General features: G+C 55.5%; 11 protein-coding genes. 6 read left to right on the top strand and 5 right to left on the bottom strand.

Annotated features, from left to right (window positions below):
• Positions 1–254 precede the first annotated feature (254 nt).
• From DESU86_RS12435 to DESU86_RS12425, 3 genes are read right to left on the bottom strand one after another with little or no spacing between them, the layout of a single operon-like run.
• Positions 255–1,550 (bottom strand): ANL family adenylate-forming protein, encoded by a 1,296-nt coding sequence (locus DESU86_RS12435; RefSeq protein WP_179981332.1) that lies wholly within the window; start codon positions 1,548–1,550, stop codon positions 255–257.
• On the bottom strand, positions 1,547–2,233 hold the full coding sequence (locus DESU86_RS12430; RefSeq protein WP_179981331.1) for an SDR family NAD(P)-dependent oxidoreductase: 687 nt from the start codon (positions 2,231–2,233) through the stop codon (positions 1,547–1,549). The genes DESU86_RS12435 and DESU86_RS12430 overlap by 4 nt, the downstream gene beginning before the upstream one ends.
• Position 2,234: 1 nt before the next feature.
• Positions 2,235–2,534, bottom strand: a complete 300-nt coding sequence (locus DESU86_RS12425; RefSeq protein ID WP_179981330.1) for a hypothetical protein — start codon at positions 2,532–2,534, stop codon at positions 2,235–2,237.
• A gap of 416 nt (positions 2,535–2,950) precedes the next feature.
• Here DESU86_RS12425 and DESU86_RS12420 point away from each other — a divergent pair, with 416 nt between their 5' ends.
• The 5 genes from DESU86_RS12420 to DESU86_RS12400 all read left to right on the top strand — a co-directional run bounded on the left by DESU86_RS12420 (position 2,951) and on the right by DESU86_RS12400 (position 9,043).
• Entirely contained in the window at positions 2,951–4,135 is a 1,185-nt protein-coding gene (locus tag DESU86_RS12420; protein ID WP_179981329.1) for a 3-oxoacyl-ACP synthase III family protein, read from the top strand.
• 10 nt (positions 4,136–4,145) lie between these two features.
• Positions 4,146–5,939 carry a DegT/DnrJ/EryC1/StrS family aminotransferase gene (locus DESU86_RS12415; protein ID WP_179981328.1) on the top strand — a complete coding sequence of 598 codons (1,794 nt, stop codon included), beginning with the start codon at positions 4,146–4,148 and terminating at the stop codon, positions 5,937–5,939.
• A gap of 75 nt (positions 5,940–6,014) precedes the next feature.
• A complete protein-coding gene (locus DESU86_RS12410; RefSeq protein WP_179981327.1) occupies positions 6,015–6,320 on the top strand; it encodes a hypothetical protein in 306 nt (101 codons plus the stop codon).
• Between the two features lie 94 nt (positions 6,321–6,414).
• The gene (locus DESU86_RS12405) at positions 6,415–7,323 is read left to right on the top strand and encodes an HDOD domain-containing protein (RefSeq protein WP_179981326.1); all 909 of its coding nucleotides are present in this window, start codon (positions 6,415–6,417) and stop codon (positions 7,321–7,323) included.
• Positions 7,324–7,366: 43 nt separating this feature from the next.
• Positions 7,367–9,043 carry a bifunctional diguanylate cyclase/phosphodiesterase gene (locus DESU86_RS12400; RefSeq protein ID WP_179981325.1) on the top strand — a complete coding sequence of 559 codons (1,677 nt, stop codon included), beginning with the start codon at positions 7,367–7,369 and terminating at the stop codon, positions 9,041–9,043.
• 468 nt (positions 9,044–9,511) lie between these two features.
• On the opposite strand, the gene DESU86_RS12395 is transcribed toward DESU86_RS12400, so the two are convergent.
• Both DESU86_RS12395 and DESU86_RS12390 read right to left on the bottom strand, forming a co-directional pair.
• Positions 9,512–11,671, bottom strand: coding sequence for a RelA/SpoT family protein (locus DESU86_RS12395; protein WP_179981324.1), 2,160 nt, complete (start codon positions 11,669–11,671; stop codon positions 9,512–9,514).
• A 190-nt stretch (positions 11,672–11,861) separates the two neighbouring features.
• The gene (locus DESU86_RS12390) at positions 11,862–13,511 is read right to left on the bottom strand and encodes a peptide-binding protein (protein ID WP_232088365.1); all 1,650 of its coding nucleotides are present in this window, start codon (positions 13,509–13,511) and stop codon (positions 11,862–11,864) included.
• Positions 13,512–13,662: 151 nt separating this feature from the next.
• Between DESU86_RS12390 and DESU86_RS12385 the strand changes: the two genes are divergently transcribed.
• On the top strand, positions 13,663–16,938 hold the full coding sequence (locus DESU86_RS12385) for a DEAD/DEAH box helicase (protein ID WP_179981322.1): 3,276 nt from the start codon (positions 13,663–13,665) through the stop codon (positions 16,936–16,938).
• Positions 16,939–17,017: the final 79 nt, after the last annotated feature.

The following is a 17,017-nucleotide window of genomic DNA, read 5'->3' as shown; positions in this document are numbered from 1 at the left end:
TCCAAGCTTCAGGCAGGGGCAATCAAATTCAACTTTTTTGCCTTTGCTCTAAGATAGGGGCGAGACTGACACTTGTCAACTAACAAAAATCATTATCAATTAATGTGCATGTCTATTATGCACCATGATAGACAATACAAAACATGATGGCAGATATTTCATACAGCATATGCATACGACATTATTATGGTAAAAACCACTCATCAGTTCACTTGCCATACCATAACAAATAACTGTTTCAATCGCTGCCGGGCTTATACCTGTTTGAACCTGTGCCCTGTGGGCACAGGCCCGACCCTGATCCGCAGGGGGCGCGCATGGGGAGGCAAAACCTCCCCCAGATGCCGCCGCAGAGCGTCAATGGAAAGATCCGCTCCCTCAGCCGGCTGGCATAACAGTTCCACATGCATGCCTGTCAAAGGGTTGGCCGCCCCCTTTGCCTTGGCCTGCCTCACGCCAGGAAAAGAAAGCGCTGCGCTTTCTACTTCGGCGGGCAACACCTTCAGTCCTCCGACGTTGATCACATTGTCAGCCCTGCCCACAATGCGCAGCCACGGCCCGTCAGTTTCCACCAGGTCTTTGGTATTGAACCAGCCTGCAGCATCAAAGGGCGAAGGCGCATTGAGGTATCCCAGCATCCTGTTTTCGGCCCTGATATGCAGTTCGCCGTCGCGGACGCGGCTTTCCACGCCTTCGCCGCCGATCTGTATCCAGAGTTCATCGCGCTTTCGTGTGCGCACCCGCAGGATGCCCAACTCGGACATGCCATACGTCTGCCGAAAGTCCACCCGGGGCAGAAGGTTTGCAACGGATGACAGCGTATTCTGATCCATCTGCTCGGTGCCGTAGGTAACAAGACGCAACGACGGCAGTGCGGCTTGATCCAGAAGACCGCTGTGAACCAGCATGCGCAAAAACGTCGGTGTTGTGGGCAGCAACTGGACGTCATGGCGCCGAATGTCCTCAAGCACGGCGGAAACGGTGCGCGCCGTCGGGCGCACCACAAGACCGTTGTTGTACAGCATATGAAACAGCGTGTTCAGGCCGCCGATATGGTCGAAGAGCAAAAATCCCAGGGTGGTCCATGCCGGGCGTGGCGTGGCAAAGCGGGCAAGAAATTTATCAAAATCGTGCACAATGGCCTTGGGCTTGCCGGTGCTGCCTGATGAAAAGAGCATCAGCCCGGCGTGGCCCTGGCAACGCAGCCGGTCCAGCAAGGGATGGGCGGTCTGCCGCTCTTGCAGCCGTACAAGTTTACCGTCGGCCATGACAACGTCGGCATGGCCGGATGCCAAACAGTACTCGTGCTGCGCTCGGTTTGCCTCCACCAGCGGCATGACGATGGCCTTCCTGTCCACAAGGGTCAGCAGGTTCCGTATACCTGCCGCGTCAAAGTCTCCCACAAGGGCCACCACGTCACCGGGAGCGACGCCCGCACACTGGTGTGACGCCCGCGCCATATCGGCAAGACTGAGGCTTTCCCCCGGTCCGAGCAAAAAGGGGCGACGGGGGTCAGCGCTGCGCTGGCAAAGATCGTGATACAGGCTCACACGCCCCCCACATGAAGGCATTGACCGGAGATCATGCAGCTCGCGTCATCCAGCAGCCAGCGGACGGTCTGCCAGACGTCGTCAAGGGCGCACTGGCGGCGAATAACCTGCCGTTCCACCAGAGCGTCGAGCTTGCTCTGGGGGACTTTTGCCGTGAGTTGCGTGGGGATGGGGCCGGGAGCCACCGCATTGACCGTGACCCCCCAGGCGGACATTTCACGCGAAAAAGCCCGCGTGAAGCCCTCCACACCGGCCTTGGCGGCCACGTAGGCGCTCTCGCCCTCAAGCCCCAAAGCCACGGCAATGGATGAAAAGTTTATTATCCTGCCGCCCTTGCGGCGCGCCAGCAAGCGCCCGGCCTGCGCCGAGCAGTACATGGTCCCGAGCAGATTGACCTCCACAATACGGCGCATGGTCTCTGGCGGCGTTGTCACAGCAAGGTTCATTGACGCAATGCCCGCAGCATTGATGACGCCCCACAACGGCACATGCCGCAATCTGGCAAAACAGTCGGCCACCTGATCCGCCTTGGCGACATCGCAGGCAAGCGTTTCGCACGGCAGGTCAGCGGGGGGCGTACGGCAAAGCCCCGTCACGCCATACCCCTCCTGCATGGCGCGCGCGGCCAGATGCCGCCCCACCCCGCCGCTGATGCCCGTTATGACCACATGCCGTTCCGCCATATCACTCCTCCTGCCCAAGTGTCGGCAGGGAGCATATGTATTCTGCCAGGCTGCCGATGGTCTGGTACGGACTGTTCTTTGCTGACATCATACTGTCGTGCGTCCACGTGAAACGCCTGTTGTTCTCCGTGCAATAGTCTTCCAGAGCCAGCATGAGTTCCACCAGCATCAGCGACGAAAGCACGCCCCCCTTGCCTAAAAGGGGAGTTTTTTCGTCAACCTGCGGGGTCGCCCCCGCCTCATCGGACAGAATCCGTAATATAGCTGCATGGATAAAATCCAAAACGTCTTTCTTCATCATTATGCAATAACTCTCTATTTAGTCATATACTAGGGGCTGTTTCTAAATTAATGATTTTGCGCCAAGGGCAAGGAAAAAGGCTTTTTTACGAAAGGAGTGTACTTTTGCGGTACATGACGAGAGTAAAAAAAAGGCCTTTTGACGCAGCCAATTGGACAAAAGAATTATTTAGAAACAGTCCCTAGAGATAAAAACTGCCTTGGGCAGCAAACACGTCATCCATGCTCTTCCCTTTGCAGAAGAAATATGGTCATGTGGCAAAAGCTCCTGCTCATACAGTAAATCACAATAAAAGTTGTCATTTACAAGTACTGACAAACAGAGCCACACTGAAAATAAAGTAAAAAAGACATTCCTTCAAATGGCAAGCGCGGAACCGCCCTGCGGTCTGCCCCCGCAGCCCAGAGGAAAGAAATATGACCAATACACGTTTTAAGCACGCGGCCCTTGCCGCCATAAGCTCCGTGGTAGCCGGACATGCGGTGTCCGTTGAAGACGAGCTTGAGCATTTTTCAGATAATCCCGCTCAAGCCAAGCGCTTTACCGATGTCAGCGGGCTGCACACACGCCGAAAAGCCGATGATGACGTGACGGCATCAGACATGTGCGCTCAGGCGGCACGCGACCTTCTGCGCCAAACCGATACCCCTCCAAGCGATATCGGCGCTGTTTTTTTTGTCAGCCACAGCGCGGACTACCTTTTGCCCGCAAGTGCCGCCATTTTGCAACACCGGCTGGGCCTGCCCCGCCACTGCGTGGCCATGGACATGAATGCCGGATGCGCAGGCTTTATAAACGCCCTGTGGCTGGCGGCAAGCCTTGTGGAGTCACGCGCCTGCAAAAAGGTGCTTCTTCTGGCAGGCGACACCCCGGGGCGCTTTCAGCCTGCCGCCAACAGGGTGGTGGGGCCCATCTTTGGCGATGCGGGAACAGCGGCACTGGTTGCCTATAGTGAATCCCCCTCGCCCATGAGCTTTGCCTTTGGCACAGACGGCAGCAAACATGAAGCCCTGGTTATTCCCGGCGGCGGAAGCCGCATACCCCAAAGCGCTTCCGAAGGCGCGGACAGTCCGTTCAATCAGACCGTATGCGACGACAAGGGCAATCCCTGGACCCTTGGCGGGCAGAGCGCCATCTGGATGGATCCCATGGGCATATACACCTTCAGCACCTCCGTCGTCCCCCCGCATATAAAGGAACACCTGCAACATGAGGGGGTTGAGGCGCAAAGCGTGGACAGGCTGTTTCTGCACCAGGCCAATAAAATCATTGTTGACTCCATTGCCAAAAAAGTCGGCATACGCAAGGAAAATGTCCCCACCGATTCCCTGAGCCTTTATGGCAACCTGGGGGTCGCGTCCGTTCCCGTTCTTGTCTGCGCCCACTATGCCAACAACGGCCCCGGCCCTGCGGCTAAAGGCCACGCGAACACCATGCTTTGTTCGTTCGGCGCGGGTCTTTCATGGGGTTCGGTAATACTTTCCCTTGATAAAACAGCTGTCTTACCGGTATGCGATTACATAAAAGAAGAAAAAACAGCGTCGCGAACCGAACGCATTGCCTACTGGCATAAAAAATTTTCAGGATATACCCCCAACTGAGGGAATAGATATGATTATTGATCCCATTCTCCCCCAGGGCCCTTCCATAACGCATCACGAGATCGAACACGTCACCTCCGCCTGCGCAACCGGCTGGAATATGAAATCCGGCAGCTATATCAATGCATTCAGGCAAACTATGGCCCAGATCACCGGGCAAAAACACTCCCTGGCGCTTTCAAGCTGCACCGGGGCCATGCATATTGCCCTGGCCGCCCTTGGCCTGAAGCCGGGTCATGAGGTGCTGGTGCCGGATCTGGCGGATTTCGCCGTGGCGGCCAGCGTGACGTACTGCGGGGCAATACCGGTTTTTTGCGATGTGGACCCCGACACACTGTGCCTTTCAGCCGAGGATGCCGCCCGCAAGATCACGCCCAACACCAGGGCCCTGATTGCGGTGCATCTTTACGGGCAGCCGTGCCGCATGACGCCATTGATGGAACTTGCAGCCCAAAACGGCCTGTTTGTCCTTGAAGATGCCACACAGGGCATAGGAAGCAGCTATAATGGCCGCCCGGCAGGGTCATTCGGGCACTTTGCCGCATTCAGCTTCAAGGGCAACAAATCGGTTGTCGCCGGTGAAGGCGGCATGCTGCTCACGTCAGATGATCTGCTTTTTGACCGCGCGGCACGGCTGGCAGCCGGAGGCCGCTCGTCCGACAACCCGTTTGCGTATGATTTCATAGGATTCAACTACTCCATCTCGGCGCTTCAGGCGGCTTTGGGCTTTGCGCAGACCAGCCGCCTGGACGACCTTATGGCCAAGAAAAAAAAGATACATTCGTGGTACAGGGAACGCCTGGCCGACATGCCGGGCATCCGGCTGAACCCTGTGCCGCAAGACAGCCAACCAAGCTTTTTGACCAACCTTCTTTTCATTGACGACCAGAATATCCAGCGCAGCAAAATGATCATGCAATTGCACGCAAGCAATATCCTGGCCGAACCTGCGTACTTTCCCATTTCCTCAATGCCCATGTTCAAACAGGCGCAAACGCCCGCCGCCCACGCCGCGTCGGTCAAAACCATCTGCCTGCCCAGCGGCCATAACCGCACAGAAGAAGAAGTGGACTACGTTTGCGCGGCCATACGGCAGCTGATCGCGGAACCGGGGCGCGACAGGGCTGAAGTGCCGCCGTCCGGCTGGCTCAAGTATAAATCGGACACGCTGGAATTCTTTGCAAAAGCCAAAAAGTACGGCCTTACCATTCCTTTTGAGCATAATGGGCATTCTTACGCACTTAAAGCTGTAACAGCGGCCGATATTCAGGATGCGGAACTGATCAAAAAATTCGTCCACTGGCGTGAAGCAAGCTCCATTGCCTTTCTTGCACGCACAGCCGTGACGGAAGAATCCATGCGACAGATCTTGAATAATTACATTACTGCCGTGCGCGACTACATTCTGTTTTTTATTGCTGAAGACGAACATCTGTACGGCCAGGTGGGCCTTAATGATTTTGCCTTTCACAAACATGAATGCTGCATTGACGGTCTGTATATTGAAAGCCACGCCCCCAAAGGGCTAGCGGCAGCCGCCTGCGAAACCATATTCACATGGGCGGAAAAATCGCTTAATATTATTAATATTTTCAATCATGTGGTGGCAAGCAATAAAAAGGTACGCCTTCTGGCTGCGGCCCAGGGCTTCAGGGAGATAAGCCGTACGGCCCTGTACAGGGAAGAAATCCCCGGCGGTGAAATATTCCGCCCCATGTACATGCCCGGGCACGATACCCCTGACGAGTACCTGCTTATTTGCAAAAAAACTCTCAACAGCAGCAACACGCCTGGCACTGAATAACATTCAGGCTCTTTGCGGTTATTGGTTTCGTTGTTGACGCCCACAGCCAACACACTGAAAAAAGGATATTTTATTATGATCAGCCAGGATGAAATTCATAAAATACTTGCAGAAGCCCTTGAAATTACACAGGAAGGTAGCGAGGCTACCCATAAGTACAGCCCTTCTCTATCGTTAATGGGCGTTGATGGCATACTAGATTCGCTTGATACGATGCTTTTTTTGGATAATATTGATGATCTCCTTACGAGAAAGATGGGAAAAAGTGTTGCCGTGGCCATGGACTCGGCCTTTGAACACGAAGAAAACCCATACCGGACCATGCAGTCGCTGGCAGAATATCTGACGTCAGTTCTGAATGGCGAAGGTGGGCAAGAATAGACTTCCCTGCGTATCATCCGGTCCCGGCATACCAAGCATGCTTGATGCCGCCCTTTGCGCTGCTCTACGGAAATCTAAAACGGGATGATTAGCCATGCAACCTCAAGAAGACGCCCGCGCATGCCTGCAGGAACTTCAGCAAAAGCCGCCGGTACTCCCCTTTGAGCCGGATCTGCTCCCCATGTTGTTTGCAGCGACGAAAAACACCACGGCCACCCCGGCCAAGGGGCTGGTGGGGCTTATTGAGAGGAGCCAAAAACTGACAGCCCAGGTTCTTGCCACTGCCAATTCCGCAGCCTATGGCCAGGAATTCAAAGTATCCACCCTCCACCGCGCCATAAATATTGTGGGCTTGAAAACCATAAGAACGCTGGTGGTTATGGTGGGCATGGCCGCCGTCATCAAAGGGGCACGCCTGCCCAAGGGCTTTGACATCAAGGGGCTGTGGAAGCACGAATTGACAACCGCCGCCATTGCCAAGATTCTGGCTGCCGAGTTGGGGGGGGCTGACGGCGTATGGGGGCCTTCCGCTGATGAAAACAACCGTCTGGTCATGGACCCGGACGAAGCGTACATCGCCGGTCTGCTCCACGATATCGGCAAGGTTTTTTTTGCCGCCTGCCGTCCGGAACTCTGGGAAATCATGACAACCACATGCAAAGAATGCTGCCGCCAGTATTTTGAGGTCGAGAACGCCTATTGGAGCATGGACCACGCGCTTATTGGCGCGGTGGTTCTGTACCAGTGGAAGCTGCCCCTTATACTGACCGAGCCCATCAACTGGCATCACGCTCCCGACCAGGCCCCAACATGCAAGCTGGAAGCACAGCTTCTTGCCGCCGCCAACATTCTCGCCCACATCCCGCCTGACGCCGAAGGAAGGCTCTGTGAACAAGCCGCCGCACTTTTGCCGGAAAACTGCGACCAGTCCGCCATCGCCGCGACCATAGCGCAATATTTTGCCAATACTGATACTGAAGCTTTTTCTACCTTTGATGCATAGCCTGCGCGCCGCATAATCAGCAAGTACATTTCCTGAGGCAAGGATGCAGATAGAGCGTGGACTGAATAAATTACTGCACGGTCAGTATGATGAGGCTCTGGAGGCATTCTGCCAGCCCAGCACCTCATCTCAGGCTGAAAAGCTTTGCCAGATAACCGAGGCCCTCGCGGAAGTAAAAAACTACGCGGCGGAACTTGCAAAGGGGAACCTTTCCGTTTCTCCGCCTGGGCCTTCAAACCCTTTTGCCGCCGAACTCAAGACGCTGCACGTGAACCTCAAGCGTCTTGCGCGGCAAATGCTGATGGCGACGGCGGGCTATCCCGCGTTGCCCGGCAACTATATGGGGGACCTGTCCGAAGGGCTCGAATTTGTCATAAGCCAGGCAGCCACCCTCAAAGAGCAGGCCGAGTATGACAAAAGCCATGATGCGGAAACCGGTCTTCTCAACCGCAAGTCTTTTGTACGTTCGGTCCGCGATATTCTTCATGAGCAGCCCGACAGCATCGGGGTGCTTTTTTGTTGCGAGCTGGACAACATCAAGTACATCAACGACGCCTACGGGTATGACAATGGCGACCTCTATCTGAACAAGGTTGCCGAGGTGCTGGAGGCATGCACCTATGGCACAAGCCTGCTTGCGCGTCTGGCGGGCAACGAGTTTGCCGTCTACGCGCACGGTTTCAGCAACGAGGCCGATGCCTTCGGCTTTGCGCAAGGCTGCCTGAAAACCCTACTCAACACCCGCGTTATGCTGCGCGCCGACGAAGTATGGATACGGGCCTCAAGCGGCGCCGCCGTCTACCCGCACGACGCTCTTGAAAGCGATACCCTCATGAATTGCGCCTATCACGCGCAGTTGGAGGTCAAAAGCCGCAACAGGGGAACCCTGATGCGGTTCAGCCCCGAGATATATCGCACAAAGGCCAATGTTTTTGGCAGGCAGGAAAAGCTGAATGAACTGCTTGACGGCAAGATGCTCCGCTTTGCCTTTCAGCCCATTGCAAGCCTGCATGATGCCAGGATCATCGGCTATGAGGCGCTGATGCGCCCGACAATGCCGGATTTTTCCAGCCCGTTGGACATACTGGCGCTGGCCGAAAACCAGTCCAAGCTCCTCCAGCTTGAAAAAATCACGTTTGAATTGATTTTTGAATGGGTCTACAGCCACCGACGCCTGCTTGGAGAAAGAAAGATTTTTTTCAACACCATCTCCACGCATTTTTTCAATACGGCGAAATTGCGCACCATTCACCCGAAATATAAAGCCATATGTAAAAACATGGTCTTTGAAATCCTTGAAACGGCCACGGTGGAAAGCTCGCTGGCGCAGCAGGTCAAAGACTTTCGTACAGAAATGTCCACCCAGGTGGCCCTTGACGATTTTGGCTGCGGGCATTCAAACATTCTCAGGCTCATCAATCTTTCACCTGACATTCTGAAAATCGACCGGTTTTTTATCAAATCCATCCACAACACGTCAGCGTCGCAAAAGGACCTTCTCTCAGGCCTGCTGAACTATTGCCGTTCAAAAGGGATCCTGAGCCTTGCCGAGGGCGTGGAAACCTCTGACGAACTTGCCAGCGTCATGCGCATGGGCTTTGACTATGTTCAGGGCTACTATCTTGGCCGCCCAGAGATGCACCTCAACGAGCTTGATATGAAAGTCCAGGACGAAATAATGGATTTTCGCGAAAGGTTTTCGCCGCTACGCCGTACCTGACGCGCATGCGGCGAACCTGCCGCGCATGCGCCATACCGACGCTGCGGCTAGCCACCAATGCTTTGTGGGGGAGGGACCCTTTTAGACCAGAGTAACTTTGAAATGCTTTACATTTCAAAGTTGTCATTCAGGCGAAAATGCGATTTTCGCCTGAATCCACGCCACGTTGTGGCGCGCTGCACTCTCGTGCAGCGTCAGAGCATTTAACTTTTTTCAAAGTTAAATGCTCTGAAAAAGGGTCTCCTCCCCCACGCCCCCACCCCCTAAAACCTTTATTGTAATACAGTGTATTACAAAGCGTTTTCTGAACTGAACCGGGGGGACAGGGTCAGCATCTTCTAGACAGCACACCATCGCAGAATGCGTCTGAACTGGCGTGTACAGATGCAATCGGCAGTCCCATCCATAAAGTATGGCCTGCGGCGTCACTACACCACAGGCCATGAAAAGCTGTTTGCGCGAAAAAACCTATTTTGTGTCTTCCGTATCCCGCACCACTTCCAGAATGGGGGGCAATGCCCGAATGGCCTCGATGAGCTGATAGAGCTGCGTGGCGTCAAGCACCTCGACGGTGAACCGCAGTTTGGCGCGGCCGTCCACCAGATTGTCCATGTTCAGGCCGGTAATGTTCACATTGTTTTTGGCGAGTATCTGCGCCACAAGGGCCAGCACGCCGTGCTCATTCTTGGCAATGATGAAGATGCCGGCTTCATAGGGCTTTTCTTCAACGCCGTCCCAATGGACGGAAATGAGCCGCTCCGGCTCCATATTGGCCACATTGGGACAGTCTGCCCGGTGCACGCTGATGCCAAGCCCCCGGCTGATATAGCCGATGATGGGGTCGCCTGGTACGGGATTGCAGCACTTGGCAAAGCGCATGAGCACGCCGTCCACGCCGGAAATTCCCACGCCCTCGGTCTTGCGGGTGGCGGCATCCTTGCTTTCTTTGACAGTGGGCGTTGCGGGCGTGGCTGCGGCTTCACCAGGATGCAGAACAGCGTACAGCTTGTTGAGCACCTTGCGCGGCGTGGTATGGGCATAGCCCACCGAAGCCACCAGATCATCCACGCCTTCAAAATTCATTTCCTGGGCCACCAGGGCCATATGCCCTTCCTTGATGGCCTTGTTCACATTAAGGCTGACCTTGCGGCCTTCTTTTTCCAGCATGTCGCGCCCGAGGCTTACGGCGTGGGCGCGTTCTTCGGTGCGCAGGTAGTGTTGAATGCGGCTGCGCGCCCTGGCGGTCTTGACTATCTTGAGCCAGTCACGGTTGGGATTACGGCTGGGATCTGTGACGATTTCGACAATATCGCCGTTTTTCAGTTCCGTACCCAGGGGCATGAGGCGGCCGTTGACCTTGGCGCCCGCACAGTGCTGCCCGACCTTGGAGTGGATGATAAAGGCAAAATCCAGGGGCGTTGCGCCTTCGGGCAGTTCCTTTACATCACCCGCCGGGGTATAGACATAGACCTCGTCTTTGAAGAGATCCATTTTGAGCGAATGCATGAACTCGCGCGAGTCGGTTTCTTCGCTCTGCCGTTCAAAAATTTCTCGTAGCCAGCCAAACTGCTCCAGGTCTTTGCTGTTGACGCGGCCTTTTTCCTTGTACAGCCAGTGCGCGGCCACGCCGTGTTCAGCCTGGCGGTGCATGTCTTCAGTACGGATCTGGATTTCGATGCGCTCGCCCTCGGGGCCGATGACGGTTGTGTGCAGACTCTGATAGCCGTTGGTTTTGGGCATCGAGATATAGTCTTTGAAGCGTCCGTGCACCGGACGCCACTGCGAATGCACGAGGCCCAGCGCGGCGTAGCAGTCCTTGATATCCTTAACCAGCACACGAAACGCCATAATATCATGCATTTCATCAAGGCTGAGCGACTGGGACTGCATCTTTTTATAGATGCTGTACTTGTGCTTGATGCGCCCATACACCTGGCCGTCAATGCCGTTGGAAGCCAACAAATCCTTGATGAGGTCAACAACCTTGGCAATAATCTGTTTTTCCACCACCTGATGCTTGTCTAGCCAGTGGTCGATCTGATTGTAAATGTCTGGCCGCAGATATTTGAAGCTCAGGTCTTCCAGGTCGCGCTTAAGAACATACAGCCCCAGGCGGTTGGCCAGCGGGGCGTAAATATCCATGGTTTCCTGGGCGATGCGCTTTTGTTTGTACGCTTTCTGAAAATCAAGGGTGCGCATGTTGTGCAGACGGTCGGCGAGCTTGACCATGAGAACCCGCATGTCATGGCTCATGGCCAGGATCATCTTGCGGATATTTTCTGCCTGCGCTTCTTCCTTGTTTTCAAAGGGAATCATGCTGATCTTGGTGACGCCGTCAACAATATCGGCCACATCCTCACCAAAATTTTCATCCAGCTCTTCGATGGTGGCCTTGGTGTCCTCCACCGTGTCGTGCAAAAGGCCGGCGGCCACCGTGGCTTCGTCAAATCCCATTTCAGCCAGGGTATCGGCCACGGCCAGAGGATGGGACAGATAGGGCTCGCCGGAAAGGCGCGTCTGTCCGACATGTGCGGTAGCGGCAAACACGTATGCCCTCTGGATAAGTTCCAGATCGGCGCTGGGATTATGCGCCGCAACCTTGTCGAGAATTTCCTGTATACGAATCATGCGTAAGTCCCATCCGGGGCGTAATATCTTTGTAATGTTTTGACTATGTTCTTACTTGCTCAGCCTTGTCAACGTCACAAGCGGCGCGAAAAAACACGCACTTTCACAAACCTGGCTAAAAGCCCGGCAAGGTTGAAACCTTGCCGGGCCGAAACACGCCACGCTGTCATCATGCCGCCACAAGACAGGGCTATTCTGGCGTCAGGCTGTACCCCTGCAATTCTTTGGGCACCCACCACTTTTCAAAGTTGTACATGATGCCTGCAAGCGCAGGTTTAACGCCCTGAAAGCGCTTTTGCACAACGGGCAGGGCATAGGGCACAAAGAGAAAACAGTAGGGCTGCTCTGCATCCAGTATTTCCTGCATGCGGTAATACAACTGCGCGCGCGTGTCCTGATCCGGGGTTGAGCGCGCCTCTTCCAGCAGTCTGTCCACTTCGGGATTTTTGTAGTAGGTAAAGTTAAGGCCACCCTCGAACGCCTGCGACGAATGCCATACCTGATAGATATCCGGGTCCTGCGGGATGGTCCAGCCGAGGATTATGGCGTCAAAACGGCCTTTATTGACAAATTCCCTGATAAACGCGGCCCATTCAACCGTGCGGATGCGCACGTCAATGCCCACGGCGCGCAACTGCGACTGTATGACCGTGGCGGTGAGGATGCGCTGCTCGTTGCCTTGATTGGTCAGGATGGTGAAGGAAAAAGGCTTGCCGTCCTTGTCCAGCAGGCCGTCGCCGTCACTGTCCGTAAACCCGGCCTCGGCCAGCAGAGCGCGCGCGGCAGCGACGTTTTGCGGCATGGGCTTCAAGGTGGGATGGTAGGCCCAGACCCCGGGCTTGAAAGGCCCAAAGGCAGGTATGCCCTGCCCCATCAGCACGCCCTGAATGATGCTCTCACGGTCGATGGCCTGCGAAATGGCCCTGCGCACCCGCACATCCTTGAAAAAAGGATGCTGCAGGTTGAACCCCAAAAAAACATAGGAAGAGTCCAGGTAGCGAAACTTGTTGAACTCACGCTCAAAGGCCGGACCAGACGTCTGCCGCAGGTATTGCAGCGGCGAAAGCCCCATGACGTCAAGCCGCCCGGCGCGGGTTTCCATAAACATCGTGGCGTTGTCAGGAATGATGCGGTATACGACCTCGGCTATATGGGGCTTGCCCGCAAAATAGCTTGGCGAGGCTTCAAGAATGATGCGGCTGCCCGGTTCCCAGGATTTTAGGCGGTACGGCCCCGCCCCCACAGGTTTGCGTGAAAAGGGCGTATTGCGAATGTTCTGTCCTTCCAGCAAATGACGTGGCAGTATGGATTGCATCCAGGTGGACACGGAGCGCGCAAAAAAATGCTCGTACTCAACCTCAAAGGTATACCGGTCAATAATGCGAAAGTTCTTGATGCGCGAAAAATCTTCGGCATACGGGCTGCCGGTGGCCGGGTCAGCCACAACCTTGCAGGTATAGGCCACATCTGCGGTGGTGAGCTCCACGCCGTCTTCCCACAGAATGCCCTTGCGCAGGGTAAACCGCATGAGCCGCCCGTCATCTTCCATACTCCAGCTCTCGGCGGCCCACGGCTCAACCTGAAGGTCTTTGTTATAGCGCAGGGGGGCCACATAAATGAGATCTGCCACCTCGTGCGAGGCAGAGTCCGCAGTAAGATACGGTATCAGATTCGAGGCTTCACCTATGCTGCCAAACAGGATGCGGCCCCCGTCCACAGGACTGCCCCATTGGTTTTCTTTGGAAATGATTTCGTCCGCCAGGCAAGCCGAGGCATGAAAAAATCCCGTGAAAACAGCTAGTAAGAACGTGACCACAACCCTGGCAATTATATCCAACATACTGTTTGTCCACTCAAAATTTATTTTTTCCATAATCCTGTAGCTTCATATTGCTTTCGACCCCCCACCTGTGCTATTTATCGCAAACATCATAACAGCGCCCTGTCATTGAAAAATTCAAAATGTCTGACAGAGGTTTTTTGGGGAACGCATGAGCCGATCAGAACAAAGCGTCGTTCGCGAAATGTGCCAAGCTTTTTTGCACGACAGCGTGCCGGAATACATACGCGACGCAGCGTACTATATACTGTCCGAAGGCGAGGTGCAAAAAATAAATATTCAGGAAGGCGAGACCTGGGACGTGCAAGGCGTCATCCAGGGCGATGACCTGCAGGTCTATACGCCCAGCCTGAGTCTGACCATCACCGATCGCAGCACGCGCCACCAGTGCAACTGCTCCGACGCCTTCACCGGTATATGCCGTCATGTGGCGGCCCTCGGCCTGCGCCTTGTGGAAGAACTGCGCAAAGAACAGGGCGACGCTGAAGAAAGCCCCCCCCCAAGCACGGACTGGAAGCAGAGCTTCCGGAACTTTTTTTCCACCGATATGGAGGCCGAGCCGGGCCGCCACTATCTCATCTTTCGCTTTGAACCGGAACAGGGCCGCCTTCTGGTGTCCTTCTTTCGCGGGCGTCAGAACAAGTCCGGCTTGTCCAGCGTGCACAATGAGGTGACGCTGGAGCAGATCATCAACAACCCGGAATGGTGCGAGTTTTCCCCGCAATTGCCCCATGTGGCCCGCCAGATCGGCCAGCACCTCGACTATTACGGTCACAGGGTTGAAATTCCGCAGGGCCTTACCTCATGGTTTTTCTGGTCGGTGCGCAAGGAATACTATCTGCTCTGGAAAGATACGGACATGCCCTGCCGTATAGAAAGCACGCCCTTTGCGCTCAAGCTCAAGCCCATTCTGGACGATTCAGGCTTCAGCTTTGAGGTGCTGCTCAAGCGCGAAGGCCGCCCCCCCCTGCCCATCCGGGCTGGCGCGGCAAGCCGCGCTGCCGCTGAAAGCCGCAACCCGCTGAACGAAAGCTCCGCCCCGGAAGACGCGCCCATCACGTTTCACGGGCAAATGCCGCTCTGGGTCTGCTACCAGCACAATTTCTACCCTGTGCAGACGGGTCTTTACCCCTCACTGGTGCGCAATCTCATCTATGAGCGCCCCGTGGTGCCGCACGAGGAAATTTCTGAATTTCTTGACCGCGTGTGGACGCGCCTTCCCGCTTCCGAGTTGTACGAGCCCCAGCAGTTCCTCAAGCAGATGGAGCCGGTGTTTCAGCCCGCCACCTATAATCCCAAGCTCTTTCTGGATGAAGAGGGCAGCCTGCTCACGCTTGAGATTGACAATATCTATGAGACCCGCCACGGCGAATTCACGCTCAACGGGCCCAACCCCGACTTCCAGACCGGCAGCTATGCCTATGACGGCCAGACCTTTCTGGTGCGCCGCCATCAGGACGAAGAAGCCCAGCTCATGTCGGATCTTGCGGGCATGGATTTTCAGGCCCGCTCCAGCAAACTGTGGTTTCTCGAACCGGAAGAAGCCATTGCCTTTCTGCTGGACTACTACCCAAAGCTGGTCGAAAACTACCGCGTTTACGGCGAAAAAGCGCTTTCGCGCTACAAGGTGCGCACGGCCACGTCCAACATTACTGCCGAGGTTGTCAGTAATGAAAAGGAAAAGTGGTTCTCGCTGGATATTACCGTTGATTACGAAGGCCAGTCCCTGCCCCTGGAAAAAATCTGGAAGGCCTGGACGCGCGGCAAGCGCTATGTGCAGTTGAAGGACGGCTCCTACACGAGCCTGCCCGAAGCGTGGCTTGAAAAGCTCTCGCACAAGCTGACCGCCCTCGGCCTTGACCCCTCCAAGCCGCCGCAGCACAAGTTCAAGCAGTTCGAAGCCCCTGTGCTGGACAGTCTGCTGGAAGATCTGCCCGGCGCTGCCACCGACTCCTTCTGGAACAACCTGCGGGAGAAGATACGCTCTTTCCGCGAGGTACGCCCCATTGAGCCGCCCAAGGGCCTCAACGCGAACCTGCGCGCCTATCAGGTGCAGGGCCTTTCGTACCTCAACTTTTTGTCGGAATACGGCTTCGGCGGCATTCTGGCTGACGAAATGGGCCTGGGCAAAACCGTGCAGACCCTGGCCTTCATCCAGCACATGGTGCAGCACAGCCAGGGCGGCCCCAACCTCATTGTGGTGCCCACCTCCGTTTTGCCCAACTGGGAACGCGAAGCGGAAAAATTCGTGCCCAGCCTCAAGCTGCTGACTATCTACGGTACGCGCCGCGAAGGTATGTTCAAGCATATCACCGCATCTGACCTCGTCATCACCACCTATGCCCTGCTGCGCCGTGACCTTGAGGAGATGGAGAAGTACGAATTCAACACCGTCATCCTTGATGAAGCACAAAACATCAAGAATCCCAATACGATAACCGCAAGAGCCGTGCGGCGCATCAACGCCCGCATGCGACTGTGCCTGTCGGGCACGCCCATTGAAAACAACCTCTTCGAGTTGTGGTCATTGTTCGAATTCCTCATGCCGGGCTTCCTCGGCTCGCAGCACGCGTTCCAGCGCGGCATCGTCAAGCCCATCAAGGACGGCGACGCGGAAACTCTGGACTACCTGCGCACCCGCGTGCGTCCGTTCATTCTGCGCCGCACCAAGGCCGAAGTGGCCAAGGATCTGCCGCCCAAGGTCGAAAGCGTCACCTGTTGCGCCCTTGAAGACGCCCAGGCGGAACTGTACGCGGCCCTCGCCCGCAAGCTGCGCGCCCAGGTACTCGCGGATGTGGACGAAAAAGGCCTGGCCAAAAGCCAGATGTCCATTCTGGACGCCCTGCTCAAGCTGCGTCAGATCTGCTGCCACCCCCGGCTGCTCAAGCTGGATTTGCCCGGTTTTTCCAACAACCTGCCGTCAGGCAAATTCGACGCCTTCAAGGACATGATTCTGGAAATTGTGGAAGGCGGGCACAAGGTGCTGGTCTTCTCGCAGTTTGTCCAGATGCTGCAAATCATCAAGCAGTGGCTTGAGTTCACGCAGGTGCCCTTCTGCTACCTCGACGGCGCGAGCAAGGACCGCTTTGACCAGGTGGACCGTTTCAACAACAGCCCCGACATCCCCATCTTTCTTATTTCGCTCAAGGCTGGCGGCACGGGCCTCAACCTTACCTCGGCGGACTACGTTATCCACTACGACCCGTGGTGGAACCCCGCTGTGGAAAGTCAGGCCACGGACCGTACCCACCGCATCGGCCAGACACGGCAGGTCTTTTCGTACAAGCTTATCTGCCAGAACACGGTGGAAGAAAAGATACTCAAGCTTCAGGAAGCAAAACGCGGCGTGGCCGAGGCCATTATTCCCGGCCAGGACACCTGGAAGTCCCTTACCCGCGAAGACCTGGAAATGCTGTTTGATGTTTAATTGACGTGGGAATGCTGTGTTATTCCGTTTGGCTGCGTTGCTTCCCTTTTTTGAAACAGTCGAGGACGGAAGAGTCCAC

It is taken from the genome of Desulfovibrio sp. 86, assembly GCF_902702915.1.
In the GTDB taxonomy this organism is placed as follows: Bacteria; Desulfobacterota; Desulfovibrionia; order Desulfovibrionales; family Desulfovibrionaceae; genus Desulfovibrio.
Note: the sequence above shows the minus strand (reverse complement) of the source record. Positions and strands in the feature narration are given on the sequence as shown.

What these genes read in the sequence shown, in the direction of transcription:
- DESU86_RS12395 (WP_179981324.1), bottom strand. Translation starts at nt 11,671, where the DNA reads ATGATTCGTATACAGGAAATTCTCGACAAGGTTGCGGCGCATAATCCC.
- DESU86_RS12420 (WP_179981329.1), top strand. Translation starts at nt 2,951, where the DNA reads ATGACCAATACACGTTTTAAGCACGCGGCCCTTGCCGCCATAAGCTCC.
- DESU86_RS12430 (WP_179981331.1), bottom strand. Translation starts at nt 2,233, where the DNA reads ATGGCGGAACGGCATGTGGTCATAACGGGCATCAGCGGCGGGGTGGGG.
- DESU86_RS12415 (WP_179981328.1), top strand. Translation starts at nt 4,146, where the DNA reads ATGATTATTGATCCCATTCTCCCCCAGGGCCCTTCCATAACGCATCAC.
- DESU86_RS12405 (WP_179981326.1), top strand. Translation starts at nt 6,415, where the DNA reads ATGCAACCTCAAGAAGACGCCCGCGCATGCCTGCAGGAACTTCAGCAA.
- DESU86_RS12400 (WP_179981325.1), top strand. Translation starts at nt 7,367, where the DNA reads ATGCAGATAGAGCGTGGACTGAATAAATTACTGCACGGTCAGTATGAT.
- DESU86_RS12390 (WP_232088365.1), bottom strand. Translation starts at nt 13,511, where the DNA reads ATGTTGGATATAATTGCCAGGGTTGTGGTCACGTTCTTACTAGCTGTT.
- DESU86_RS12425 (WP_179981330.1), bottom strand. Translation starts at nt 2,534, where the DNA reads ATGATGAAGAAAGACGTTTTGGATTTTATCCATGCAGCTATATTACGG.
- DESU86_RS12410 (WP_179981327.1), top strand. Translation starts at nt 6,015, where the DNA reads ATGATCAGCCAGGATGAAATTCATAAAATACTTGCAGAAGCCCTTGAA.
- DESU86_RS12385 (WP_179981322.1), top strand. Translation starts at nt 13,663, where the DNA reads ATGAGCCGATCAGAACAAAGCGTCGTTCGCGAAATGTGCCAAGCTTTT.